Here is a 25,426-nt window from a genome sequence, read left to right as displayed (position 1 = left end):
AAAATGCAGATATCAATGCGGCAGTTAAGGCTATTATAAATCCTACCGTGACTGCAAATAACAGAATATCTCCGGGCTTCATGGAAGTCCTCCTTGAACCCCAGTATAAATATAAACACAAAAAACGGATTTAAAATGAGAAACAAATTGTAACTAATTGTATTTCATCAGACAAAGACATCCCCCTGCTGTTTGACCAGACAGAGGGATGTAGCAATTATTTATTATCTGCGAGGAGCTTATTAATGGAAGCGGCAGCACGCCTTCCTTCACCCATGGCAAGAATTACCGTCGCTGCTCCGAGAACAATATCTCCCCCTGCATATACTTTATCCATGGAGGTTTTGCCGTCTTCATCAACGGTGATATTGCCCCATTTGTTTACTCCTATTTCCGGTGCAGTCTGGCTTATCAGCGGATTGGAAGAGTTGCCGAGAGCCATTATCACAGAGTCCATCTCAAGTGTGAACTCACTCCCTTTAACAGCAACGGGTTTCCTTCTGCCTGAATCATCCGGCTCTCCAAGAACGTATTTAAGGCATTCAATTCCTTTTACCTTGCCAGTTTCATCGCCGAGGATGCGAACAGGGCTTGAGAGGAAGCTGAATATTATTCCTTCCTCTTTAGCGTGAGCCACTTCTTCCCGGCGTGCCGGCATTTCGTTTTCAGTACGTCTGTAAATGACATAAACCTTTTCTGCTCCCACACGCAGAGCCATTCTCGCAGCATCCATAGCAACATTTCCGCCGCCTATGACTGCGGTTCGTTTTCCGGTAAAAATTGGTGTATCTGCTTTGTCTGGAGTGTACGCCTTCATGAGGTTTGCCCTTGTGAGAAATTCGTTTGCAGAGGAAACTCCCACAAGGTTCTCACCTTCTATATTCATGAAATTTGGCAGACCTGCTCCTGTTCCTATGAACAGGGCGTCAAAACCATCTTTTTCTATTAAGTCTTTAACTTTTCTTGTTCTGCCCACAAGGAAGTTTCTTTTGATTTTCACCCCCATGGACAGAAGGTTATCGATTTCTTTATCAAGTATTTCCTTGGGAAGACGGAATTCCGGTATACCGTAAATCATAACGCCGCCAAGCTTATGAAAAGCTTCAAAAAGAACAACCTCATGACCGGCTTTGCGTACGTCTGCAGCCGCTGTGAGCCCTGCGGGACCTGAGCCTACGATACCAACTTTTTTACCTGTAGATGGTGCTATTTCAGGAACAGACATTTTGCCCTTTGCCCTTTCCCAGTCCGCTACAAAACGTTCAATGCGCCCTATAGCTACAGACTTATCCATATCTTTAAGGGATTTACCCACGGTGCATTCCGCCATGCACTGTGTTTCCTGCGGGCAGACTCTTCCGCATATGGCAGGCAGCATACTTGATTCTTTTATGATATTCACCGATTTCTGGTAATCGCCTTCTGCTGCGGCTTTGATGAAACCGGGAATATTTATTTCTACAGGACACCCCTTGATGCAGGGTGCGTTTTTGCATTGAAGACAGCGTTCGGCTTCAAGTTTCACCTGCTCTTCAAAATATCCCAGAGCGACTTCCTGAATATTTTTCGCACGGGCTTTCGGCTCCTGAGCAGGCATTTCCTGCATAGGTATCCTGAGTCTGTCCTTTGGCTTTAGGTTTGAAAAATCTATCTCTTTGATAATAGTTTGAGCTTCTTCTTTTAGTTTATCTGCGGGAATATATGACATTTCACTACCTCTGAAGCTGATCAATTGCTGCCTGAAGGTGGCAGGCGTGGTTGGCGTCCTGCTCCTGCGGCTTGTACGAACGCAGGCGCAGCATCATGTTGTCAAAGTCCACTAAGTGAGCGTCGAATTCCGGTCCGTCAACGCATACAAATTTTGTTTCATTGCCCACAGTTACTCTGCAACCGCCGCACATGCCTGTTCCGTCAACCATTATAGTGTTGAGAGATGCGTATGTCTTTACACCGAACGGACGTGTGGTTTCAGCACAGAACTTCATCATAATTGCCGGGCCTATTGTAACAGCGAGGTCTGCTCCGCCTTTTTCGCATATTTCTTTCAGAGGCTCAGTAACAAGGCATTTTCGACCATATGAGCCGTCATCCGTGCAGATTATTAATTCATCAGCTATAGCACGCATCTCATCTTCAAGGATAAGAAGATCCTTTGTTCTTGCACCTATTATAGTTATTACTCTGTTGCCTGCCTTTTTCATTGCTTGGGCAATCGGGTGCAGCGGTGCAACGCCTATGCCTCCGCCCACACAGACAACTGTGCCGAATTTTTCTATATGAGTTGGTTTTCCGAGGGGACCAAGAAGATTTTCCACGCTTTCGCCTGTTTTCTTCTGAGCCAGTTTCAGGGTCGATTTGCCTACAATCTGGAAGATGATGGTTATACTTCCAGCTTTTTCATCCGCATCAGCTATGGTTAGCGGAATACGCTCGCTGAAATCTGAATCGACCTGAACTATGATAAACTGTCCCGCCTGCCTTTCAGATGCGATTTCAGGTGCGAGAAGCTTCATCTGCACCACGTCCCTTGAAAGCATTTTTTTATCCAAAATTTTACTCATCAGCTTTCCTCGTTATATTTTTCATTTTAACTTTGTTATATTATTTGGCGAATTTCAACTTAAATTTTTCTTTTGGTACATCATGAACTTAAACAGGTATGTTTTATTTTTTTCAATGTCAGATATCGGACAAACAGATATTACAATATATTTTTAACATAATAAGTTAAGTGTCAATATAAAAGCTAAGTTTAAAAATTCAATGAGTTCAGAAAAACGTTATGGGTTGTTTGATTTATTACATATTGTAATTGAAGATTTTTTTAGTTAGGGTGTTGCAATATTGCGCATTCTATGGATTAACTCTTTCTTAGTGCAGGGTGGAACGGACTAATGATTCGTATTGCGATTTGCGATGACATGCCGGATGATTTGCAAGGTCTTGCTGCCCTTATTAACCAGTATATGTCAATTAATAATCTTGATGCAGAAGTGACTGAGTTTTCTCATCCTGATTATCTGCTGGCTGCTATTGAGACTGACAGTTTTCATATTTACATATTAGACATAGTAATGCCGATGGTCAGCGGTTTGGAATTGGGTAAAGAAATCCGCCGTCTTGACTGGGAAGCACAGATTATATATGCCACCACCGAGCCGCAGTTTGCCTTGCAGGCCTACGCTGCAAATCCGGTTAGTTACCTGATTAAGCCAATTAAAAGAGAGCAGTTGTTTGATGCTCTGGCTTTTGCCGTTTCCAAATCAGATCTCACTGATGAACAAACCTTTACAGTCAAAACCGCAGGCAGTCTGCGTATAATCAAGCTGTCTAACATAATTTGCTGTGAATACAGAAACCATGCGGTTATCTTAAGCCTTACCAATGGAGATAAGGTACTCAGCCGTACTTTCAGAGAAAATTTTTCAGAATACTGCGGGCTTTTGCTTAAAGACAGGCATTTTCTGCAGTCCCACACATCTTTTATCATCAACATCAGGCAGATTGAGCGTTTCAGCAAGGACAGTTTTACGCTCTTCGGCGGTCAAACTGTTCCTATTGCAGCAAAGCGGTATTCCGCCGTGCGTGATGCATATATGGATTATTTGGCAGCAAAAGGGAAGCGCAGATGATTGAACATTTTCCGGACCTGTTAAGGGCTGTAACCACTGATATTATGCTGATCCTTCTGCTTTGGACAATGGCGATGCCGAAATATAAAAATAAGCTTGTGTATTTCCTCGCAACGGCTGTGATACTGCTTGGGAATCTCAGTGCAAACTACTATTTTTATCTCTCAGGGAACTACACTGCGGTATTTTACGTTGATCTTGCTATGCTGGCAGTAATAGGCATTGTCCTAAAGCCTCTTTTCAGCGACAGGATAATGCAATGGTGCTTCAGCTATATCACAATGCTTAATATCTATGCTGCTATTGTGTTTTTGAGCTATGCTTTCAGAAATATTTTTTCTAATCCTTATTACGGCACTGTTTACATACGCCTTATCTTATTTACGGCGGTCATTCTTATTTTCCGCATATGGGTCTCAAAGCTTTACCGCAATGTGCTCGACTACTGGCATATCTACATAATGCCAATCGCAGTTCTTTTTGCCTGTTTTTTAGGGTATTTTTTCGGCGGCGATATTAAAACAATGCTGACGGATAACTTCATTCAGCTTATTCTGCTCACTTTGCTTGGTCTGTCAGTGTATATTACAATTATTCATTCCCTTTGGACAATAACAAAACAATACGCAATGAGAGAGGAAAATCAAACAATACAGGCAGAACGTGAGTATCTCCAGCTGGCGGCAGAAGGCATGGTGGAAAGGATTAAGCTGATGCAGGAGGTAGCAGAGCAGGATAGCCGGACATCTCATGACCGACGCCACTTTAACCGGGTGCTTCTGGAACTTTTGGAACAGGGACAGGCAGACGAGGCCGCCGATTTACTCCGGAACCAGAGTCAGAATTCACCGCAAATCAGCAAGATTTACTGTGAGAATCATGCTGTCAATGCTGCTGTATCTTACTATGCAGGTATTGCAGAGCAATCAGGTATCCCGATGGAAATTAACCTCGATATTCCAAATAACCTGACATTGAGTGCCCTGGAACTGTCCATGGTTGTTTCTAATCTTCTGGAAAACGCCATTCACGAATGTAGAAAACAATCTGAAAATAAAGATATTTATATCCGTTTTATTTGCCGAAATGCGGGGAGGCTGCTTCTTGAAATGGAAAACCCTTGTTCAGGCAATATTTCATTTGATGAAAATGGTTACCCGGTGGCAGCAGGTGACGGTCATGGCATAGGCAGTAAGAGTGTCGCAGCATTCGCAAAAAAATATGACGGAGAGCTTTTGTATAAAGTTGAAAATGGAGTTTTTCAGGTACGCCTTCTTGTGTGAAAATACTGAGGTTTCTGTTTATTGGAAGTGAGTTTGAAGCAATATAAATTTTTGAGTGTAATAATGAGTCTTTTAAGTGCATAAACTCATTTCTTCCTTTTTTCGGAGTATTCTCTGGACTGAAAAGAATAACGTCAGGTTATCGGAGGTTCAGAATGTTTTTTTCTAGGAGAGGCTTTATTAAAACCCTTGGTGTGGGTGCAGGTGCGTGTTTTATGGCACTGAATAACATAGGATGTTCTTCAGGCAGCTCCGGTTCAGGCTTAAGTGACGCTCCCCTGTGGAAGAGCGATGGTACAAGGAGCAAAATTGTTGTCATAAGTGATCTTCATCTGGGTATTGATGACAGATATACAGAAACCTTGAAAAACCGTCCGATGCTCATTAATTTTCTGCAAAGGATTCAAAAAACCACAGATGTGCGGGAACTTGTCATTGCCGGTGATTTTTTGGATGAGTGGTATCTGCCAGTTTATTTTCCTGCCCATACGGATCAGGCTCAGTTTTACAGAGATGTTATAGCAAACAACGAGATTGTATTTGAGGAGCTTAACAACGTAATCGACAGTGGAATAAAACTGGTTTATGTGCCCGGAAACCACGACTTGACGCTAGAAGCAGACATTTTACAGGAAGCAATTCCTCTCCTTGTTCAGGCGAGAGATGTCGAAGGGCTTGGAGCTTACTATACAGGAGATCGCAACGAGATCGTAATTGAACATGGTCATCGTTATGATATTTTCTCCGCACCGGATACAGTAACAAATGCCGAATTATGCGGAAATGACGACACTATCCTCCCGGCAGGCTATTTTTACGCCCGCTACGCCGCAACATGGGTACTGGAAGGGTATCCAACAGTTCCAAAGAATCTTCCCGGGGTGACTGATATACCTGATCAGAGTGATACTGACCAGTACGGAGCTTATGTATATTATTCAATCCTCAGAGATATTTCTATGCGTATGACGCCTTATGAGAGCCTTGAGGAAAAAATATTTGATATGCGCATATCAGGATTTAATGACGCATACAGCTACCTTGATTTTTATCCTTCACAGCAGTTGGACGGAACTATTACCGCACCTGTTCTTTTCAAAAATATTCAGCGTACATGGGCTGAAAGGCAGGTGCTGAATAATGTTAATGTTGCAAACAGCTTTATAGAGGCAGCGCCCGGTGCTATTGATCCTGAATACTTTTTCAGACAGGCGAGAACGCAGTATCTGGAAAACCTTTCTGAAAATGTTGATATTGTTGTATTCGGTCATACTCACGTTCCGGCCTACAGAAATATAGGCGGAGGTAAGCTCTATCTCAACTCAGGAACATGGGTAGATCATCATACTGATAAAAACATTGCTCCCCGCACTTTTACAGTTATAACAACCAGTGATAATAGTGCAAGTGCTGTGTACAGCTTTGATGCTAATGGTTCTGTTAATGATATAACTAAAGCCGTTTCCAAAGATGTGTAGTTTTTATATCAATTCATGCCTTACGGTGTAATGCTTCCAGCCCGTTAATTCGGGCTGGAGTTCACTCATAAAATTGATAAAAATAACTCCATCAGATCTTTCTGGATACTGCCCTTGATCAGATAATATGTTTAAGGTAGCTATAGAGATTTTGCTCACTTGGAATATTGAGTTTTTTTCTGATACGTTTTCTGTGAGTGTGGATTGTTTCGACACTTACATTCAGTTTTTCGGAAATTTCTTTGGTGGAGAGGTTCGCAACTACGAGTTCGCATACGGCGTACTCAGACTGGCTGAGTTTGCTTAGTTTCTCCATCGTTATCGGGATAGATGTGACTTTATCCTTTTCGTTTTCATTGCACATGCGGTAGATGATTTCTTTAAGCTTTTGCAGGTCTGAAACGTGAAAAACTTCAACAATGTTGATTTCAATAACATCAAAAACTTTGCTGACCGCCATCATTATCTTTGTTTGTTCCCTCACAGCGGATTCTGCAATCATTTCCAGCAGGCATTGTTTATAAAGCTTAACCGATAAAAGGAAGCTGTCGATATCTGTCCTTACGATGTGGGCAGTAATCAGGGTTCTTAATTCACTGATAAATTTACTGTCAGCCTGAATAGACATAACAGTCATATTTTCAGGGTTATCAGTAATGGCTGATTCAATAAGCCTCAAAAAATAGGTAAATGACACACGGGATTTCTCAAAGTCTGACGTAAAGGCCATTATCGGGGTATCTTTTGTATAACGGAGCCATTTCTTAAGAAAAACACTGTGCTCATAAATATGGATAAAGAGATTTTTTTCCATAACTTATTATACTTAAAAAGCGGTTAGTGAGCAAGCTGACAATTTCTACCCATATAGTCCGTAAATGGTGATCTTTTGTACCGTTTTTTCACCAATCTTTCACAATCCCTATATATGGTTCGTGGTGCTATTTTTCTCATATCTGCTTAGGAGGCAAATATGAAGAATTTTATTGGCACAAGCCGAAGAGGATTCCTCAAAGGTTCACTTGCACTTGCCGCCGCTGCATCCCTTTCAAACGCTACAGGCGTTTTTAATGAACTGGGACATGCAGCCCCTGCAAGTATCACTGACACTGAAACAATTTTTCCCGGTACATCGCCCTCAAATTGCGGCGGTTGCTGTGTAACAAGGATTGTTGTGAAAAACGGGGTGATCAAAAGACATTTGACCGATGAAAGACCTGAAAAAAACCTCATCGACGGCAACGAAGATAACCCCCAGAGACGTTCCTGTGTGAGATGCAGAAGCAAATCACTTTGGTACTACCGCCCGGAAAGATTAAAATACCCCATGATACAAACTGGGGAGCGCGGAGATCTTTCCGGCTTCAAAAGAGTAAGCTGGGAAACAGCAATTGCCTACATAGTCGACAAAATTGATGATCTCCAGAAAAGAGGCTATGGCCCCAGAAATTTCTTTTCACACAATAGTACAGGCGATCCCAACCACTTTAAAAACCAGAACCCTGCGGACAGATTCCTTGAACTTCTCGGTGGAAGGGTAGCATACCGAAGCACATACAGCTTTCCGATCATTGAACATGCTTCATGGTTTGTTCTTGGACCCAACAAACAGGGTTCTGCGGCATTTAAGCGAGCTTTTTCTGCATCAAGACAAAGCTTCACTCAGGCAGAACAAATAGTATGCTGGTCTTTCAACCCTATGGAAACCGTCTATGGCTCAAATACTATGTGGTACATAATGCAGGCCAGAGATATGGGTGCAAAACTGGTTACAGTCGACTCATACCTTTCCAAAACAGCAGCAGTTTCCGACCAGTTTATCTCTCCTGTGCCCGGAACAGATGTTGCCATGATGCTGGCTATGCTTTACCACCTGCTGAAAAGTGGCAAGTTTTCAAAAGAAGTTTCTGAAAATAACTATGAGTTTCTGAAAACAAAGCTATTCGGTTTCTTTGATGAAACCAAAGGAGAAGGCTTCAGAGCAGAGGGAGTAAGCGCTGATGAGTATTACTGTCCGGCAGGTGCATCCCTTTCAGCGTATATTTTTGGGAATGATGACTTCCTTGTGAAAAAAGGGCTGAACAAAGCCACATCAATTTATCCAGATGCAATAGGCTATAATGTTAACGGGAGTGCCGATGACCCCGGCGGCGTAGACCCTCTTTACGGGAAGAAAACACCTGTTTACGGTCAGGTTCCAAAAACACCGGAATGGGCTGAGAAAATATGCGGTGTTCCGGCAAAAGTGATTAAGGAACTTGCCGAATCGATTGCATCTAAAAAGACAATTCTGCTTCAGGGCGGAGGATGGCAGCGTAATCACGAAGGCGAGCAAGCGCTTATGTTAAGCCTTATTCTTGGTCTTGCTACCGGTAACTTCGGCAGATCAGGGCAGGGAACAGGATGGCCTTTAAACTTTAACCAGACAACGGCAGGGGTTAAATCGCCAAAAGACTACACTGTGAGCAACCCGCTACTTTCCAAAGTCAATATTAAAAACTCCGAAGGCTATGACGTATATGACGAAGATGTTCTTACTGCTCCCAAGTACACAGTAAACGACACCCGCAAAAGCTTCATGATTTGCAGCTGCGGAGACTATTTTGAAAACGGCGGAACAGGTAAATCAAGATATAATGACGGGCAGGTCAAGCACCTTCCCGAACCTAAAATGATTATAAACGGCGCATGTAATAAATTCGGTAATCAGACCGGTGATCCGGCATGGTTTATGAAGACAGTTACAGATAAAAGCAAAATAGAGCTTATTGTTGCTCTGGATTTTTTTATGACTCATGCTGCCAAGCATTCGGATGTGATTCTTCCTGTTGCGATGACATTTGAAAAAGAAGCGATACATACTCCATGGAACTTTGGTGATGAGGTTCTGTATATGCCGGAAGCAATCAAAAAACCCGGCGAAGTTATGAGCGACTTTGAAGTTTTCAGAAAGATAGCAAAAATCATGGGCAAAGAGAAACAGTACAGCAATTACAAGACCGAGGGGCAGATTGTCAAGGATACATGGGCGGAAAACCCGAGCATTTACTCCCGTGCATCATATGAAGAACTTAAGGAATCGGGCATTCTTCCCCTTGCTGAAGGCGACCTCAGAGATAAAGTCGCACTCAGGGAATACCGGAATAATCCAACTTCAAAAAACAATATGCTTCTTACTCCTTCAGGCAGAATCGAAGCATACAGTCAGGCTCTTGCCGAAGACTATGAAGCAAGATTCCATGAAAATATAGATGGTGATCTTGAACTTGTTAACGGAAAAGACGGCAAAGGCAACACAGTAAAAGCAGAAATATACACCAAAAAACACGGTGCTTCTTCCAAAGCCCGCTTCGTTTATCCCATACCTATGTATATTCCTCTCATAGAAGGGCGTCACGCCTGTGATCAGGAAAAAAATGCACCTTCATATGTTCAGGGCAAGAAAGTTGCAGGCTATACCAAACATCCTGACGTTACTGGAAGGGGCAAAAAAGGGTATAACTTCACCCTCCACTCATATCACATGATGTACAGGTCTCACTCCACGCTTTTTAACAGTGTGCTGCTTCAGGATATGTATATGTGTGATGAGAAAGGAAAACTCACCAATGAGGATATGTTCCCCAAAAAAGCTCTGGGCAATGGAATCTATGACCATTCAAAAGACATCATTATGCCTGTTATCATGAACCCTGAAGATATAAGGTCAATTAATCTCCAAGAGGGTGATGTGGTACTCATTTCTAACGACAGAGGAAGAATAAGAGCATCGCTCCGTTCATCGAAGAGAGTAAACCGCGGGAATATTATGATCAGTCAGGGCGGAATCACAATTTTTGATAAAGATCCTCTCAAACATAAAGATGCTGTGGATCTCGGCGGAAACGTCAATACCACAACTTCTGCCCGCCCTTCTAGAATAGCTAAAGGGATGGCACTGGCAACTGACAACAGGGTCAAAGTTGAAAAATTCAGAGGGTGATAAGATGCAATACGGATTTTATTTTGATCAGTCCCGCTGCACAGGCTGCACGACATGTCTTGTGGCTTGTAAGGACTGGAATGGACTTAAGCCCGGAAATCTTCAGTACAGAAAGATTATAACTATTGAAGAAGGTGAAAGATATCCGGCTATAAAAGTTAGTAACACTGTTTTCTCCTGCAACCATTGTAAAAAACCTGCGTGTCTGAGTGTATGCCCTGTTGAGGCAATATCAAAAAGAAGCGACGGTATAGTGCTTGTAGACAGAGATAAATGTATAGGCTGCGGTTCCTGTGCAGAGGCATGCCCCTTTGGTGCGCCGAAGTACGGAGATGATGTGACTGAGCCTGAGTCAAAAAAAGAGTGGAATACAGAGCATCCGATGCAGAAATGTACTTTCTGCGCAGACCGGATTGATGACGGAAAACCTCCTGTCTGTGTCAGTTCGTGTCTTGTCAGGGCGCTTGATTTCGGCACTATGGATGAACTAAAGAAAAAATATCCCGCCAGTGTGGACAAGGTGAAAGGCTTTCCTTCTGACAAATATCAGGCTGACGGAAAAACAAAGCTGGATAAATCGACAAATCCTTCTATTGTTTTTCGACCTTCTTCACGCTGATGATACAGCCACTTCCGTCCCCAGGGGCGGAAGTTTCCTGTTTATTTAAAATTTAAGAGGCAGTTATGTTGAAAGTGCCGTATGAAGAAATAAAAAATAAAGACTTGAGAAAGGATATCAGACGCTACCTCCGAACGTTTGACACCTTGTACAGCGAACTCAGAAAACAGGGAATAAATGTTGCGGATACATGCTCGGATACAAGTGAGCTGAAAAGTGAGCTGGCTTCTCTTCATGTCAAGGTGCGGAATGACGGCAAAAGTTTTGTGTGGGGCGGGATCTCTCCATCTTGCCTGCATTGCCGGACAGGGGAAAAGTCCGAAACATTTATAATCTCTCTGAAATGCAACCGTGACTGTTACTTTTGCGCAAATAAAAACCAGCAGGATTACAGTGAGCCTGTTTCGGATGTAAGAAATATAAAAGCAGAGTTTGATACTGTGAGGGCTAGGCTTGGTTCTCTCCTTTCCGTGGGTATAACCGGAGGCGAACCTCTGCTTTTTATCGATGAATGTATAAATTTTATTGAGCATGTGAAACTAGCAGATCCATCAACCCAGATTCGTCTTTATACTAACGGTGATCTGGCAGATGAAGCGGCACTGAGCAAACTCTCTGATGCCGGTCTGGATGAAATACGGTTCGGACTGAAATTTGATGAGGATGGAACTATATCTGAGAACCTTTATGATAACCTCAAGGCTGCCGTGAAATATATTAATAGAACAATGATCGAAATGCCCGTAATGCCTGGCAGCTATGATGAAATGAAAATAGTTATGGACAGAGCAGAATCAATGGGCGTGTTCTCTGTCAACCTTTTGGAGTTTCTGTTCCCGTGGAATAACAAAGAGAGTTACAGCCAAAAAGGCTTTAAGATAAAAAGGAAACCATACCGTGTGCTTTATGGATACGATTATGCGGGCGGGCTTCCTGTTGATGGAAGCGAAAAGGAATGCCTTAGGCTTTTGAAATATGCTGCTGAAAATAACTTTAAAACAGGTATCCACTATTGTTCTCTGGAAAATAAACTCACTTCGCAGGTGTGGCACCGAAACAGCAGGGTGGCACTCGCTGACAATGAAACATTTTCGCACAAAGATTTTTTTATTAAAACTGCAAAAGCTTACGGCAAGGATGCAGTGAAAGTTATGAATATTCTGGAAAAAGCGGGACTAAAAAACTTCCACTATGTGCCTGAAAACCGTGCAGCAGAGTTCTCGGTGTCGGATATACGCTTACTGGATAAAACTAAAATCGAACTTGGCATAAGTTCAGCAATCGTTGAGAAAGGTGAGAACGGATGGCTATTAAGGGAAGTTGCCATTGATGGAACAGATAGTAAAAGATTTTCCACTGAAGATATATTAGGAGTTAATTATGCAGACTGAAACAGACTTAATAATGATGCTAAATGGAAGAGCAGCAGTTTATGAATACTTTACATTATGTTTTCATAATCCATCTGCGGATAACTTCCTTGGAATAACAAAGAAGTTTGCAGTGCATTTTAAAAGGATTGCTGCGGACAGTAATATATCCGCATTTATGAAAAGTGCTGATGAGTTCATTTTGTATACTGAAAAAATCACTGATGAACTTGATGCTTTAGATGAAATCAACAGAGGTTACACCTCCCTCTTTCTAATAGGTGATCAAGGTATCGCAATTGAGGAGTCTGTTTATTTATCCCCCAGTGGTCTTGTGAAACAGGAACCATGGGAAGATCTGCTCCGAGTTTACAGCAGGCACGGTTTCGGCATTCCGGAAAGTATGGGGATAAGTGAGGAGCATTTATCAGCTGAGTTACTATTTATGGCTTTTATGGCTAAGAAAATATCAGAAAGAATAGAGAACAGTGACGACAAAGGGGTGTCATATTTAGCAGGAGAGCAGCTTGATTTTCTCAAAAAACATATTATGCGCTGGGTTCCTGCTTTGTATAAAGATATTACAAGCTCCTCTTATACCCATGTTGATATATTTAAAACTCTGGCAAGCATCCTCTATTCATTTCTTCTCTATGATATCAATCTGCTTAGTGATTTTATTCAGGAGTATGCGGAGTGAGGTTTTTCTATGTCCTTATGATAGTTTTTGCATGCGGAGTATCTTCCGGGTTCGAGCTGAAAACAGAAATTTCCGAACCCTATGACTTTATCGAAGCAGGTTTTGGAGTTGCAACAATCTCCATCAGCTCTGTCCCACAGGTTCAGCTGGAGATTAATTTAAAAACAGCAGACAACAGAGCAGATGCAATGGATAAAAATGCCAGAAACAAGCTGTCCGGACTCTCATGGAATTACCCCGTGCCGGGTATCCTCAAGCAACCAGAACCGTTAACACTCAAAACCGATTCTCATGGCGGGGCACAAATTATTCTCGCTGACATTATAGGGGAACGGACGGTTACTTTGATAATAAAGGCAGTAGATGGTGAAAAAAAGGAAGTTGTTGAAGTAATAGCGGAATTCGGAAAAGGACCGTTGTCTCTGTTTGAGTACCCTTATGAAAAGAAGGTTGACTGGACGGAAGGATTTAATATTTGTAACGGCTATGAATACACAGGTAATCCGCTAAGATGGATTGTATTGCAGGGGCATGAGGGAGGAAAAAGGATGCCCTCTGTGGAAGAACTTCAGGCGGTGGCAATGCCTAGTGCAAAAAATCCTGTTAAACATGCGTTCGGGGCTTCTGTGTCTGCTGGCTGGAAAGAAGGCACGTACTGGACGGGGCGAGCCTTAATGCCATCAAGAGCCAGCCATGTGCGTCTTTCTGACGGTAACATACACGGCACAGGTGGTAAAAATGTCGAAGATGTTAATAGCCTTGTTTGTTTGAAAGAAAGAGACAGCATGAAATAGACAAAAATGGTTTCAGCAGCATATGCGCTGAAACCATTTTCTTTTAGAGTGCCGAAAGGGGGACTCGAGTTAAAAAACGTATAAAAAATAGCGGAAAACAGAAGGCATCACTATAAAGAGTTTTTCTAATATCTAGTTTTCTACATATTTTTCCTTTTAACTTCATTTTATTCGAAATATTCAGAAGGATTTAATTTATTTATTTCATGTTAGAACGAACAGTATTTTTTTTATTATAACAATATTTCCAGCAATTTCCATTTGCTTTACACAAGCTTTAAAAAGCTATATTTGACACAGCAGAAGAGGGTGTTTAATCCCTCTCAGTATAATACCTGTTTATTTATTCCTTCGCTTTATTTTAAATAGATGAATACAAAAAATAAGGGAGCAGGCTCGTATCAAATGTTAATATCCCAATACAAAACCTTCCCCATAGTCATGATTATTAAGTTGAGTCCATAAGCATTTATTCCTTTTTCATCAGAATGATTAAATCACAGAAAACTATATTTGTTCTATATTGTGGAAAATAAACATGTTACTTTTTTTAAGAACTAAAACAAAATTATATATGCCTTCTTTATTCACAAATTTAAAAAAAATGAATAAATGATAATGAATTATGAGCTAATGCTGGACTTTAAACGCAAACAGTCTAGCTAAACGTGAATTAGTTTATAAATCAAATATTCTTTTTGTTTAATTTAAGCCATAAGCGAAAAATTTAGATTTCCGACATGTGGAATTCACGTTCTACACATTCTGCTTATGGTATTACTAACTTACTGGTGGGGAGAGATGTATCGGTTGCTTATTTATGATGAGGATATTTTTAAGTTGTTTAGGAACGGGAAATCGTCCCACCTTTTTACATTTGAACTTGTAGCGACTGCAAGTGAATTAATGAATCGTATTTATGATGAATATCAATATGACTTATTGGTTATAAATTACGATGTAATTGAGCCTTCTTTTCTTGAGACGTTTTCAGATATGAAGGCAAAAATAATTATTTCATATGATAAGTACAGCATTCAAGGACTTGTGCATGCTGTCAAAATAGGAGCTGTTGATGTGCTGGAAAAACCTGTTGATCTCGTTTTTTTAAAACAAATTGTTTTTAAGCATCTGTCAGAACAGCATAAAGATATAATTCTTCTTAGCAACGGATACAGCTTTTTAAGAACAAAGTGTTTAATAGTGAACGAACAGGGACAGTATGTTCTTTCGAATAAAGAAAGGCTTCTTTTAGAGGTATTATCTAAAAATATAAATAAGATAACCAGTTATGAAGAGATTGAGGCTTACGTGTGGCAAGGTGATTTTATGTCCTCTGATTCTTTGCGTACACTCATTAAGAATATTCGTAAAAAATTGCCTGAAAACTCCATCCGTACTGTGAAGGGGTTCGGATATATGCTTGAGGTTACCGAAACAGCAACAGTTTTAAGCTGACATTAATGTTTCCCATATGTGAGACAAAAATAAATGTGAGGAGTTGGAAATGAAGAGGATTGTAATTGTTTTAGCACTAGTGGTTCTTTCAACGGCAGCGGTTCAGGCTGAAAGCGGAATTTATGTTAAAGGTGAACTTGCTTACAGCAGTGCCTTCGATGCCGGCTTAGACAATGAAAGAGCAACAACGACTGTTAATGATGATCAGCTTGCAGCGGGTTCAAAGCTTGATAATATCGGTAACGGAGCATCTTTTGGTGTTGGCGTTGGTTATGTTTTTAATCAATATCTCAGAGCAGATATCACCGGCTATGTTAGATCGGGTTATGAGATCGACGACAGCAGTTTTAATGGCGCTCAGGAATTTTCAGGTGATATAGATTCTAAAGCAATCCTTGTGAATTTATATGTCCAGAAAGAGTTTGGAAGATTTGTTCCTTATGTTGGTGTCGGTCTTGGATATTCAAAAAATGAAATTGATTCATTTTCCTATACTTCAGGCGGTTTGAAAGGAAAAGGTCCTGGAAACGATGAATCTGGTTTCGCATGGCAGGTTGCTGCAGGTGTTGGATTTAAATTAACAGAAAAATTGTTTCTGGATTTTGAATACAGATACGCAGATCTTGGTGAAATTTCTGTGGGGAAAGGTGAAAACGACCTTACCGAGTTTGGTCTTGGTAAAGTTGATCTCGAAGGGATCAAAGGTGATCTGAGAGTTCAGGAAGCTGTACTCGGTTTAAGATACGTATTTTAATTAGGGAGCTTGGTTATGGCTTTAGATAAACAGAAAAGAGCTGGGAAGCCTATCTCAGCTTTCTTGCTGTATCTGGAATCAAATATTCTTACAAGCCAATCAATGTCAGGTTTGACCTATACAGTATCAGGACTTCCTATCGGGGTTTATTTTGATTCCGCCTCATACTCATTCAAGGGGATGATTCACGAGAATGATGAGAAAGAAATCAATATCACTGTTGAAGGCTTAAACGACAGCGGCACTCTGGTTAGAGAAACTTTCTTAATGCGTTTAATAGAGCTTGAAAATGTTCCTTTTGTGTTGTTGCTGCATATGAATCTGGAAAAATGGATTTCAGAAAAAATTTCAAAAATGGCTAAAATCTTCAGCCGCAATTCTAATCAAAATAAAAACTTAGCGAGGTAATTAATATGCCGGTTATAATATCTAACAGAGTACCTATTGTTGCCAACCCTATTGCTGATCAGTCTTTTAATGAGGACACTCCTTACAGTTTCACATTTAATTCAAATGTGTTCAATGATCCGGATGGAAACGCACTAACTTATTCTGTATCAGGTCTTCCTTCATGGCTGACATTTAACGCAGCTACAAGGACTTTTTCAGGAACTCCGCCTCTTAATTATAACGGGAATGCCACAATTACTGTGACTGCAACAGATACTGGCGGGTTGTCTGCAAGTGATACATTTGTTCTGACAGTGCTTCCCGTAAACGATGCTCCTACATCAACCAACACGACAGTAAATGCAACTGAAGACACAGTTCTTTCTGGTACTCTTCCTTCGGCAATTGATGTTGATGGTGATGCAGTAACTTATGCTCTTGGTACTCAGGCTACACACGGAATAGTTGTAGTGAATGCTAACGGTACCTACAGCTATACTCCTGCTGCTGATTACAACGGAGCCGACAGTTTTACATTTGTGGTTTCAGATGGTAATGGCGGTTCAAATACTTACACTGTTAATATTAATGTTGTAGGGGTGAACGATGCTCCTACATCAACCAACACGACAGTAAATGCAACTGAAGACACAGTTCTTTCTGGTACTCTTCCTTCGGCAACTGATGTTGATGGTGATACAGTAACTTACGCTCTTGCTACTCAAGCTGCACACGGAATAGTTGTAGTAAATGCTAACGGTACTTACAGCTATACTCCTGCTGCTGATTACAACGGAGCCGACAGTTTTGCATTTGTGGTTTCAGATGGTAATGGCGGTTCAAATACTTACACTGTTAATATTAATGTTGCGGAGGTAAACGATGTTCCTATGGTTTCTGCTCCTGTAGTTCTTGAAAGCATAGCTGAAGACAGCAGTGGCATAACTTTCAGTGCATCAGATCTTCTTGTCAACGCAAGCGATGTTGATGGCGATGAGCTTTCAGTTTCTGATGTAGCTCTTTCAGACCTCTCACATGGGACACTTACAGATAACGAAGACGGTACTTGGACCTTTGTTCCTGCTGCTGATTTTAACGGTGCAGTGACTTTTACTTATAAAGTGACAGATGGTAATGAAGAAGCTGAAGCAAGCGCAGAGCTTGAAGTTACAGAGGTAAATGATGTTCCTGTGGTTTCTGCTCCTGTAGTTCTTGAAAGCATAGCTGAAGACAGCAGTGGCATAACTTTCAGTGCATCAGATCTTCTTGTCAACGCAAGCGATGTTGATGGCGATGAACTTTCAGTTTCTGATGTAGCTCTTTCAGACCTCTCACATGGGACACTTACAGATAACGAAGACGGTACTTGGACCTTTGTTCCTGCTGCTGATTTTAACGGTGCAGTGACTTTTACTTATAAAGTGACAGATGGTAATGAAGAAGCTGAAGCAAACGCAGAGCTTGAAGTTACAGAGGTAAACGATGTTCCTGTGGTTTCTGCTACTGTAGTTCTTGAAAGCATAGCTGAAGACAGCAGTGGTATAACTTTCAGCGCATCAGATCTTCTTGTCAACGCAAGCGATGTTGATGGCGATGAGCTTTCAGTTTCAGATGTAGCTCTCGCAGACCTCTCACATGGGACACTTACAGATAACGAAGACGGTACTTGGACCTTTGTTCCTGCTGCTGATTTTAACGGTGCAGTGACTTTTACTTATAAAGTGACAGATGGTAATGAAGAAGCTGAAGCAAGCGCAGAGCTTGAAGTTACAGAGGTAAATGATGTTCCTGTGGTTTCTGCTCCTGTAGTTCTTGAAAGCATAGCTGAAGACAGCAGTGGCATAACTTTCAGTGCATCAGATCTTCTTGTCAACGCAAGCGATGTTGATGGCGATGAGCTTTCAGTTTCTGATGTAGCTCTTTCAGACCTCTCACATGGGACACTTACAGATAACGAAGACGGTACTTGGACCTTTGTTCCTGCTGCTGATTTTAACGGTGCAGTGACTTTTACTTATAAAGTGACAGATGGTAATGAAGAAGCTGAAGCAAGAGCAGAGCTTGAAGTTACAGAGGTAAACGATGTTCCTGTGGTTTCTGCTACTGTAGTTCTTGAAAGCATAGCTGAAGACAGCAGTGGTATAACTTTCAGCGCATCAGATCTTCTTGTCAACGCAAGCGATGTTGATGGCGATGAGCTTTCAGTTTCAGATGTAGCTCTCGCAGACCTCTCACATGGGACACTTACAGATAACGAAGACGGTACTTGGACCTTTGTTCCTGCTGCTGATTTTAACGGTGCAGTGACTTTTACTTATAAAGTGACAGATGGTAATGAAGAAGCTGAAGCAAGAGCAGAGCTTGAAGTTGTTAACGACTATGCAGATATTACAATTATGCAAATGCAGGAACCTGCGCCTGAAACCTCTGCACAGGCACAAGTCAGTACAGTAACTCTCAGCGGAACACCTGAAACGGGCGATACTTACTCGATAATTATCAATGAGGAAGTTTTCACTTACACTGCCACAGGTGAAGAAACTCTTGAGAACATCGCATTTATACTTTCGTCTCAGATCAATGACCTCCTTGGCGCAGATTTAGCAGCCACATACATAGGCAGTGAAATCACTGTTACTGCGAATATTGCAGGAACGGGTTTTGATATTTCTGCAACCGGAACAAACGGTGTTGAAGGTATAGACGACAGTACAGTTGTAACAGAAACAGTTACAGAAAATGTTGAATATCGTGAAGCCGAAGCTCAGGTAGAAACGGTAACTGTAATCGGAAATTCTATTGATGTGGGTGATACGTTCACTATAAATCTGACAGGGTATGAACCTATAGTTTACGTTGCTTCATCTGGTGATACTCCTGAAACAATTGCTCAAACTCTTACTTCGCTTATCAACGCCAGCGGTGCTGCAGATATACTCACTGCTTCTTTTGACGGTAATGTTATCACCATCACAGCGGACACTCCCGGCGAAGGTTTTGAACTTGCTGCATCTGCAGCAAATGCTGAAATTGGTGAAGATGACAGTTTAATAGAGGATTCAACCCTTTCATATCAGGTAAATACTCTGAATCTTGGTGAATCAGAATACCAGCCCGGGGATATCATAACAGTTACAATCGGTGAAGTTACAAAGTCATATACTGTGTTAGCCGGAGACAGTGTAGATGAAATAGGCGCGGCTCTTGCTGCTGAATTTGCTGGTGATTCTACTGTAAGTGTTTCATATGATGCAGATACAAATACAGTTTTTTTTACAGCAAAAGAAGCCGGAGAGTCTTTTGATTTTGATGCATCTGTGGCTAATGTGAACTACGATGAAGATGCACCTGTGGATACTGATGTTACAAATGGTGTAGCTGCAGCTCCCCAACAGACTGAAGTTGCACTAGGTTCGGTTGAATATAACACCGATGATGTCATAACGGTAAACATTGGCTCAACGCCTGTTTCTTATACTGTCCTAGCTGGAGACAGCATTGACGATATAGGCGTTGCTCTTGCTGATTTAGTGGATTTAGAAAACGGAGTGGCGGCCTCTTATAATGTTGACACAAATTTAATAACTATTACTCCCGAAAGTGCAGTTGTGATAACTTCTGATGTAGCCAAAACCACATTTTCAGAGAATGAGGCAACATCAGAGAATGACCAAGACGCATCTTCAGGCTCTGCTGGAGTGAAACAGGTTGTTAGTGCGACATTTGAAGACTCAACAGTTTCCCCCGGAGAAGTCTTTTCTGTAACTATTACCGATGAAGGCGGTGTTCCTGAAATATTCAGCTATACCGCTGCTGCGGGTAATTCTTTGGTTACAGTTCTTAATAAGCTTGCTACTGCCATTAATGCAAGTGCTGATGTCAATGTTTCTGCTGTTCGTTCAGGCAGCAGTCTTTTCATTACAGCCGATGCAGCAGGAAATGAATTTGAAGTCTCAATTCCTGGTGACGCACGGGTTCTTACAGGCAATATAGATCCAACTTCTCCGACTGAGCAGATAACCTCTGTTGATCTTGGTGCAGTACCTTACGATGAGGGAGATGTAGTAAACATCAATATTGATGGTGTCACTGTCGCAACCTACATGGTACAAGCAGGTGACAGCACTGATGACATTGGTTCCGCTCTTGAGTTTATAAACGATGACTATTCTGCTGAATATTCTGATGGTGTGCTTGTAATTACTGGAACTAATGGAGGTTCAGTATTTACTGTTACACCCGAAGTCGTAAATGCTGAAGTATCTGAAAGCGGCACAACGGACACAACAATTGAGGCAGTTGATGCTGAAGCTGAGGTTCACACAATCGATCTGACGGGGACATCATACGATGCAGGCGATATACTCACTTTGACGATAAGCGGTACGGAATACAGCTATACTGTTCAGGCTGGCGACACTCCGGAAAATGTGGCATCAGAACTTGCAGCTTTAGCTGCAGCAGGTGGCGCAACAGTAGATGGAACCGTAGTTTATGTCACAGGTAATGCAGACGGTTCATCCTTTGACGTCGTCTTTGATGTTGATAATTTCGGTCTTCATGAAAACGCAGTAACTGAAACAGTAGTTACACCAAATGTTGAAGCGGTTGAACCAGTTGCCCAGAAAGATGTAATTTCCTTCACTGATGAATCTCTTGATGTTGGTGATAAATTTACAATCACTATCGACGGGGCATCTGTTTCCTACTATGTTCAGGATGGCGATACAACAATCAACGATGTACTTTCTAATCTTGTTTCGCTCATTAATGCAAATGATCAGTTCCCTGTTGCAAGCCTTAATGGTCTGGAGATAACACTTACAGCTCGTGTCGCAGGTACTTCTTTTGAAACCGAAGCTGCTGTTGAAAATGCTTCAGCCGGTGTTGATGATAATGGTCTTGATGTTAACACAACAGTTCAGAATCAGACTGCGCAGACACAGATCAGCACGGTAAGCATTGGTGAAGGTCCTTTTGATGCAGGCGATGTTATCACAATTACAATAGCAGATGATGCCACTTTCACTTACACAGTTGAAGAAAACGGAGCAACAGCGGCTGATGTAGCCTCCGCAGTTGCCGCACTTTTCAGCACTTCATTAAAAGTCACTGCCGAAGCAGTTGACGGTGAAATTGTTCTTACCGGAGTTGACAACGATGGTTTTACAATCTCAACCAATACCATAACTGATGAAACCTATACTGACGGTGAAACAAGCGGCAGTCTTGAAGCAGGTGAAAGCAACGAAGGCGAAACCGTACAGACACAGATCAGCACGGTAAGCATTGGTGAAGGTCCTTTTGATGAAGGCGATGTTCTCACAATTACAATAGCAGATGATGCCACTTTCACTTACACAGTTGAAGAAAACGGAGCAACAGCGGCTGATGTAGCCTCCGCAGTTGCCGCACTTTTCAGCACTTCATTAAAAGTCACTGCCGAAGCAGTTGACGGTGAAATTGTTCTTACCGGAGTTGACAACGATGGTTTTACAATCTCAACCAATACCATAACTGATGAAACCTATACTGACGGTGAAACAAGCGGCAGTCTTGAAGCAGGTGAAAGCTACGAAGGCGAAACCGTACAGACACAGATCAGCACGGTAAGCATAGGTGACGGTCCTTTTGATGCAGGCGATGTTATCACAATTACAATAGAAGATGATGCCACTTTCACTTACACAGTTGAAGAAAACGGAGCAACAGCGGCTGATGTAGCCTCCGCAGTTGCCGCACTTTTCAGCATTTCATCAAAAGTCACTGCCGAAGCAGTTGACGGTGAAATTGTTCTTACCGGAGTTGACAACGATGGTTTTACAATCTCAACCAATACCATAACGGATAAGGTCTTTGAAGATAACGATGCTTTAGTTGCGATTGAAACTCCTGCATCTTACGAAGTTTCACCTGTTGCACAGGTAAGCACTCTTACCTTCACTGAAGCGATTGCTCCCGGAACCTACACCGTAACGATAAACGGTACGGAGGTTTCTTACACCGCAAAACCCGGTGCAACACTGACGACAGTTCTGAATGGTCTTAAAACTGCGATTAGCGCAAATCCTGATATAAACAGTGAAGTAAGCGCAATCAGACAGGGCAGCCAGCTTATTATAAGCTCAAAAACAGCAGGAGAAGAGTTTACTATAACTTCTAGCACAGCTGGTTCATCTATAGAAACACCTACACCTAATGTTGAAGGTGTTTCGGCAGAAGTTGAGGAAACAACAATAGACTTTGGTGTCGCAGACTACGATGCAGGAGATTCTGTAACGGTTGCTATCAACGGCATAACTCATGAAATAGTAATTACTGAAACCACCAGTCCCGCAGATCTTGCAGATCTTGTTTTCACAGCTTTCGGAGAACAGTCCGACTTTACTATCATAAATAATGCCGGTGTTCTTACAGTCTCAGGAACTTCCATTGGACATGAACTTAATGTCACAGCTAGTGTTGAAGACTACTCAGCTACCACAAACGCTGGTGACATAAATGTTGATCCTACTCAGGCTGCAGTATCTGCCGCAACTCCTCAGGTGGATGTTTACACTCTGACAGGAGCAAGCGACATAGGCGACAGCATAACAGTGACGATAGGAGAGAACGAATATACCGTTACAGTCAATGGTGACGATATCTCCAGCCTTGATGATCTTGCTGCTGCGCTTGTAATTGCAATTAATGACGGTGAAGAGGATGTTACAGCTTCTTATGATTCAGGTGCAGACAAACTTATCCTTATCGGCAAAGCAGACGGTACATCTTTTGACTCCACGGTAAACGGTGAGGACTACTCCGGCACTGCAAATACAGGCGACATAAATGTTGATCCTACTCAGGCTGCAGTATCTGCCGCAACTCCTCAGGTGGATGTTTACACTCTGACAGGAGCAAGCGACATAGGCGACAGCATCACAGTGACGATAGGAGAGAACGAATATACCGTTACAATCAATGGTGATAGTATCAATAGCCTTGATGATCTTGCTGCTGCGCTTGTAATTGCAATAAATGATGGTGAAGCGGATGTTACAGCTTCCTATGATTCAGGTGCAGACAAACTTACCCTGACCGGTAAAGCAGACGGTACATCTTTTGACTCCACTGTAAACGGTGAGGACTACTCCGGCACTGCAAACACAGGCGATGCAGATATTGACCCAACTCAGGAAGCTGTTGCAAATGATGTTAAACAGGTTACTGAAGTTTCATTTGATGGAGATAACAGTCCTGAATACGGTGATGTGTACTCAATAACCATCAAAGATGCAGATGACAACTCTATTGCAGAAGCGGCTATCACTGTCGCCTATGAAGACAGCGAGAGTCATTATGATATACTTGATAGTCTGGGGGATCAGATACAACTGCTGACCTCCGGAGATATATCTTACAGCGTTGAAGATGATGGAAACGGCGGTTACAAGCTTGTTCTCACTTCAGAGAATGCGGGCATTCCTTTTACCGTTGAACCGTCTGTCGTTAATCGTGCAGAAGGTCAGGATAATACCCAGCCTGAAGTCAGCAATGACACTGAAAATGTTGAAGAAGTCCTTCCCGAAACCCAGACTGTTGAATATGACCTCGGTGAACAGAGATATGACGCAGGAGATGTTTTCAGTCTTACAGTTAACGGTGCAGAATACACTTACACTGTAACCGGAAATGAAGCTGATACGGATGAAATTATTGACGCTGTTGCTGGTCTTCTTGATGATGCAGGTGTAACCGCTTCCAACGACAGCGGTAAACTGAAACTTCAGGCTAATATCAGCGGTTCGTCTTTTACTTACAGCCTTGTAATGTCAAATATTGAGCTTACAGAAAACGTTGTGACCATAGGTGAAGATTCGGTAACAAGCAACGATGAGATTGCACAGGTTTCCACGGTTGTAATAACTGCCGGAACTATTGAGGCAGGTGACACTTACTCTGTGACACTTAATGGGTATACCGAATCATATGTTCTCAGCGGTGATGAGGAAGTGGGCGATATAGTATCTGCGCTTATCGACCAGCTTGAAACTTGGGATACAACAGAAGACTTTGTTTTCGAGGCTGTAGAGTCTGAAAGCGGCTCCGGTGTTTATGACGTCATCAAAATAACAGCAGTAAATCCTGGTGTGGATTTCACTCTTGAAAGTGAAGTAATCAACCGTCCTGCAGGAGCAGATGATACTCAAAACACTGATATAACAGTTGAAAACGATAATGTCACAGAAGTTGATGCCGTTGCTCAGGTTGAAACAGTGACAGTTTCCACGGGAACAATTGAAGTAGGTGATACTTACTCAGTAACAATTGACGGGCACACTGAGTCATACGTCCTCAGCGGCGATGAGACTGTTGGAGATATTGTCTCTGCACTTCTTGACCAACTTGAGCTTTGGGATTTAGGTGATAACTTTACTTTTGAAGCAGCTGAATCTGAAAATGGTTCCGGTGTTTACGATGTTATTAAAGTTACAGCAAATAACGTTGGAACAGGTTTTACAATTGAGGGTGAAGTTTTAAACCGTTCCGAAGCTGATACTGACGATAACGGAGCAGTTATTGTTACTCCCACACCGAATGTGGAAGAGAGTGATGCTCTTGCTGGAATATTTGATGTTACTGTTCTTGAGAATCTTGTGGATGGAGATTCACTTTTTGTTCTTCTTGATACAGATAATGACGGAGATTTTAACGGAGTAGCAGATCTTTCGTTTGAAGCTGTTTACAATGAAGGACAGTCAGTAAGCGACTTCCTCCAGGGAATAGCAGATGAAATAAACGATCATGACTTTTCTGCTTCAGTTGACGGGAACACTCTTCAAATCATAGGGCAGCCCGAAACTGATTACGATGTTCATGTTTATTATGACCATGGTTAATCCATATTAACAATTAATAGTCCCGTCTTTTTTAAAGGCGGGCCCTCTCTAAGAACAAGATTACAATCTTGCCGGTGTCCTGAA

The 25,426-nt window shown here is 42.0% G+C and carries 15 protein-coding genes; 12 read left to right on the top strand and 3 right to left on the bottom strand.

The annotated features are described in order from the left end of the window. Nucleotides 1–217: 217 nt before the first annotated feature. Both gltA and ACYRYY_RS04550 read right to left on the bottom strand, forming a co-directional pair. Nucleotides 218–1,708: an NADPH-dependent glutamate synthase gene (gene gltA / locus ACYRYY_RS04555; RefSeq protein ID WP_460214343.1), complete on the bottom strand. Its 1,491-nt coding sequence runs from the start codon at nucleotides 1,706–1,708 to the stop codon at nucleotides 218–220. A 4-nt stretch (nucleotides 1,709–1,712) separates the two neighbouring features. Continuing rightward, nucleotides 1,713–2,561 (bottom strand): sulfide/dihydroorotate dehydrogenase-like FAD/NAD-binding protein, encoded by an 849-nt coding sequence (locus ACYRYY_RS04550; protein WP_460214342.1) that lies wholly within the window; start codon nucleotides 2,559–2,561, stop codon nucleotides 1,713–1,715. 333 nt (nucleotides 2,562–2,894) lie between these two features. Here ACYRYY_RS04550 and ACYRYY_RS04545 point away from each other — a divergent pair, with 333 nt between their 5' ends. The 3 genes from ACYRYY_RS04545 to ACYRYY_RS04535 all read left to right on the top strand — a co-directional run bounded on the left by ACYRYY_RS04545 (nucleotide 2,895) and on the right by ACYRYY_RS04535 (nucleotide 6,393). Further along, nucleotides 2,895–3,632 carry a LytR/AlgR family response regulator transcription factor gene (locus ACYRYY_RS04545; protein ID WP_460214341.1) on the top strand — a complete coding sequence of 246 codons (738 nt, stop codon included), beginning with the start codon at nucleotides 2,895–2,897 and terminating at the stop codon, nucleotides 3,630–3,632. Further along, complete coding sequence (locus ACYRYY_RS04540) at nucleotides 3,629–4,915, top strand: sensor histidine kinase (RefSeq protein WP_460214340.1); 1,287 nt, start codon at nucleotides 3,629–3,631, stop codon at nucleotides 4,913–4,915. Before ACYRYY_RS04545 ends, ACYRYY_RS04540 begins: the two co-directional genes overlap by 4 nt. A gap of 155 nt (nucleotides 4,916–5,070) precedes the next feature. Then, nucleotides 5,071–6,393, top strand: coding sequence for a metallophosphoesterase (locus tag ACYRYY_RS04535; protein WP_460214339.1), 1,323 nt, complete (start codon nucleotides 5,071–5,073; stop codon nucleotides 6,391–6,393). 118 nt (nucleotides 6,394–6,511) lie between these two features. Here ACYRYY_RS04535 and ACYRYY_RS04530 read toward each other — a convergent pair whose 3' ends face one another. Beyond that, a complete protein-coding gene (locus tag ACYRYY_RS04530; RefSeq protein WP_460214338.1) occupies nucleotides 6,512–7,123 on the bottom strand; it encodes a helix-turn-helix transcriptional regulator in 612 nt (203 codons plus the stop codon). A 243-nt stretch (nucleotides 7,124–7,366) separates the two neighbouring features. Here ACYRYY_RS04530 and ACYRYY_RS04525 point away from each other — a divergent pair, with 243 nt between their 5' ends. The 9 genes from ACYRYY_RS04525 to ACYRYY_RS04485 all read left to right on the top strand — a co-directional run bounded on the left by ACYRYY_RS04525 (nucleotide 7,367) and on the right by ACYRYY_RS04485 (nucleotide 25,342). Continuing rightward, nucleotides 7,367–10,375, top strand: coding sequence for a molybdopterin-containing oxidoreductase family protein (locus ACYRYY_RS04525; RefSeq protein ID WP_460214337.1), 3,009 nt, complete (start codon nucleotides 7,367–7,369; stop codon nucleotides 10,373–10,375). A 4-nt stretch (nucleotides 10,376–10,379) separates the two neighbouring features. Continuing rightward, nucleotides 10,380–10,994, top strand: a complete 615-nt coding sequence (locus ACYRYY_RS04520) for a 4Fe-4S dicluster domain-containing protein (protein ID WP_460214335.1) — start codon at nucleotides 10,380–10,382, stop codon at nucleotides 10,992–10,994. 65 nt (nucleotides 10,995–11,059) lie between these two features. Next, nucleotides 11,060–12,385 (top strand): radical SAM protein, encoded by a 1,326-nt coding sequence (locus ACYRYY_RS04515; protein WP_460214334.1) that lies wholly within the window; start codon nucleotides 11,060–11,062, stop codon nucleotides 12,383–12,385. Beyond that, the gene (locus ACYRYY_RS04510; RefSeq protein ID WP_460214333.1) at nucleotides 12,375–13,064 is read left to right on the top strand and encodes a TorD/DmsD family molecular chaperone; all 690 of its coding nucleotides are present in this window, start codon (nucleotides 12,375–12,377) and stop codon (nucleotides 13,062–13,064) included. The genes ACYRYY_RS04515 and ACYRYY_RS04510 overlap by 11 nt, the downstream gene beginning before the upstream one ends. Beyond that, a complete protein-coding gene (locus tag ACYRYY_RS04505) occupies nucleotides 13,061–13,858 on the top strand; it encodes a hypothetical protein (protein WP_460214332.1) in 798 nt (265 codons plus the stop codon). Before ACYRYY_RS04510 ends, ACYRYY_RS04505 begins: the two co-directional genes overlap by 4 nt. An 801-nt stretch (nucleotides 13,859–14,659) precedes the next feature. Further along, on the top strand, nucleotides 14,660–15,316 hold the full coding sequence (locus ACYRYY_RS04500) for a response regulator transcription factor (RefSeq protein ID WP_460214331.1): 657 nt from the start codon (nucleotides 14,660–14,662) through the stop codon (nucleotides 15,314–15,316). Nucleotides 15,317–15,365: 49 nt separating this feature from the next. Further along, entirely contained in the window at nucleotides 15,366–16,070 is a 705-nt protein-coding gene (locus ACYRYY_RS04495) for an outer membrane protein (protein ID WP_460214330.1), read from the top strand. Between the two features lie 15 nt (nucleotides 16,071–16,085). Then, nucleotides 16,086–16,478 carry a hypothetical protein gene (locus ACYRYY_RS04490; protein WP_460214329.1) on the top strand — a complete coding sequence of 131 codons (393 nt, stop codon included), beginning with the start codon at nucleotides 16,086–16,088 and terminating at the stop codon, nucleotides 16,476–16,478. A 5-nt stretch (nucleotides 16,479–16,483) separates the two neighbouring features. Next, nucleotides 16,484–25,342: a cadherin-like domain-containing protein gene (locus tag ACYRYY_RS04485; RefSeq protein WP_460214328.1), complete on the top strand. Its 8,859-nt coding sequence runs from the start codon at nucleotides 16,484–16,486 to the stop codon at nucleotides 25,340–25,342. The last annotated feature ends 84 nt before the right edge of the window (nucleotides 25,343–25,426 follow it).

The sequence above is a fragment of the Geovibrio sp. ADMFC3 genome (assembly GCF_054687035.1).
This window is presented reverse-complemented; position numbering and strand designations above follow the sequence as displayed.

What these genes read in the sequence shown, in the direction of transcription:
- gltA (WP_460214343.1), bottom strand. Translation starts at nt 1,708, where the DNA reads ATGTCATATATTCCCGCAGATAAACTAAAAGAAGAAGCTCAAACTATT.
- ACYRYY_RS04550 (WP_460214342.1), bottom strand. Translation starts at nt 2,561, where the DNA reads ATGAGTAAAATTTTGGATAAAAAAATGCTTTCAAGGGACGTGGTGCAG.
- ACYRYY_RS04545 (WP_460214341.1), top strand. Translation starts at nt 2,895, where the DNA reads ATGATTCGTATTGCGATTTGCGATGACATGCCGGATGATTTGCAAGGT.
- ACYRYY_RS04540 (WP_460214340.1), top strand. Translation starts at nt 3,629, where the DNA reads ATGATTGAACATTTTCCGGACCTGTTAAGGGCTGTAACCACTGATATT.
- ACYRYY_RS04535 (WP_460214339.1), top strand. Translation starts at nt 5,071, where the DNA reads ATGTTTTTTTCTAGGAGAGGCTTTATTAAAACCCTTGGTGTGGGTGCA.
- ACYRYY_RS04530 (WP_460214338.1), bottom strand. Translation starts at nt 7,123, where the DNA reads ATGGCCTTTACGTCAGACTTTGAGAAATCCCGTGTGTCATTTACCTAT.
- ACYRYY_RS04525 (WP_460214337.1), top strand. Translation starts at nt 7,367, where the DNA reads ATGAAGAATTTTATTGGCACAAGCCGAAGAGGATTCCTCAAAGGTTCA.
- ACYRYY_RS04520 (WP_460214335.1), top strand. Translation starts at nt 10,380, where the DNA reads ATGCAATACGGATTTTATTTTGATCAGTCCCGCTGCACAGGCTGCACG.
- ACYRYY_RS04515 (WP_460214334.1), top strand. Translation starts at nt 11,060, where the DNA reads ATGTTGAAAGTGCCGTATGAAGAAATAAAAAATAAAGACTTGAGAAAG.
- ACYRYY_RS04510 (WP_460214333.1), top strand. Translation starts at nt 12,375, where the DNA reads ATGCAGACTGAAACAGACTTAATAATGATGCTAAATGGAAGAGCAGCA.
- ACYRYY_RS04500 (WP_460214331.1), top strand. Translation starts at nt 14,660, where the DNA reads ATGTATCGGTTGCTTATTTATGATGAGGATATTTTTAAGTTGTTTAGG.
- ACYRYY_RS04495 (WP_460214330.1), top strand. Translation starts at nt 15,366, where the DNA reads ATGAAGAGGATTGTAATTGTTTTAGCACTAGTGGTTCTTTCAACGGCA.
- ACYRYY_RS04490 (WP_460214329.1), top strand. Translation starts at nt 16,086, where the DNA reads ATGGCTTTAGATAAACAGAAAAGAGCTGGGAAGCCTATCTCAGCTTTC.
- ACYRYY_RS04485 (WP_460214328.1), top strand. Translation starts at nt 16,484, where the DNA reads ATGCCGGTTATAATATCTAACAGAGTACCTATTGTTGCCAACCCTATT.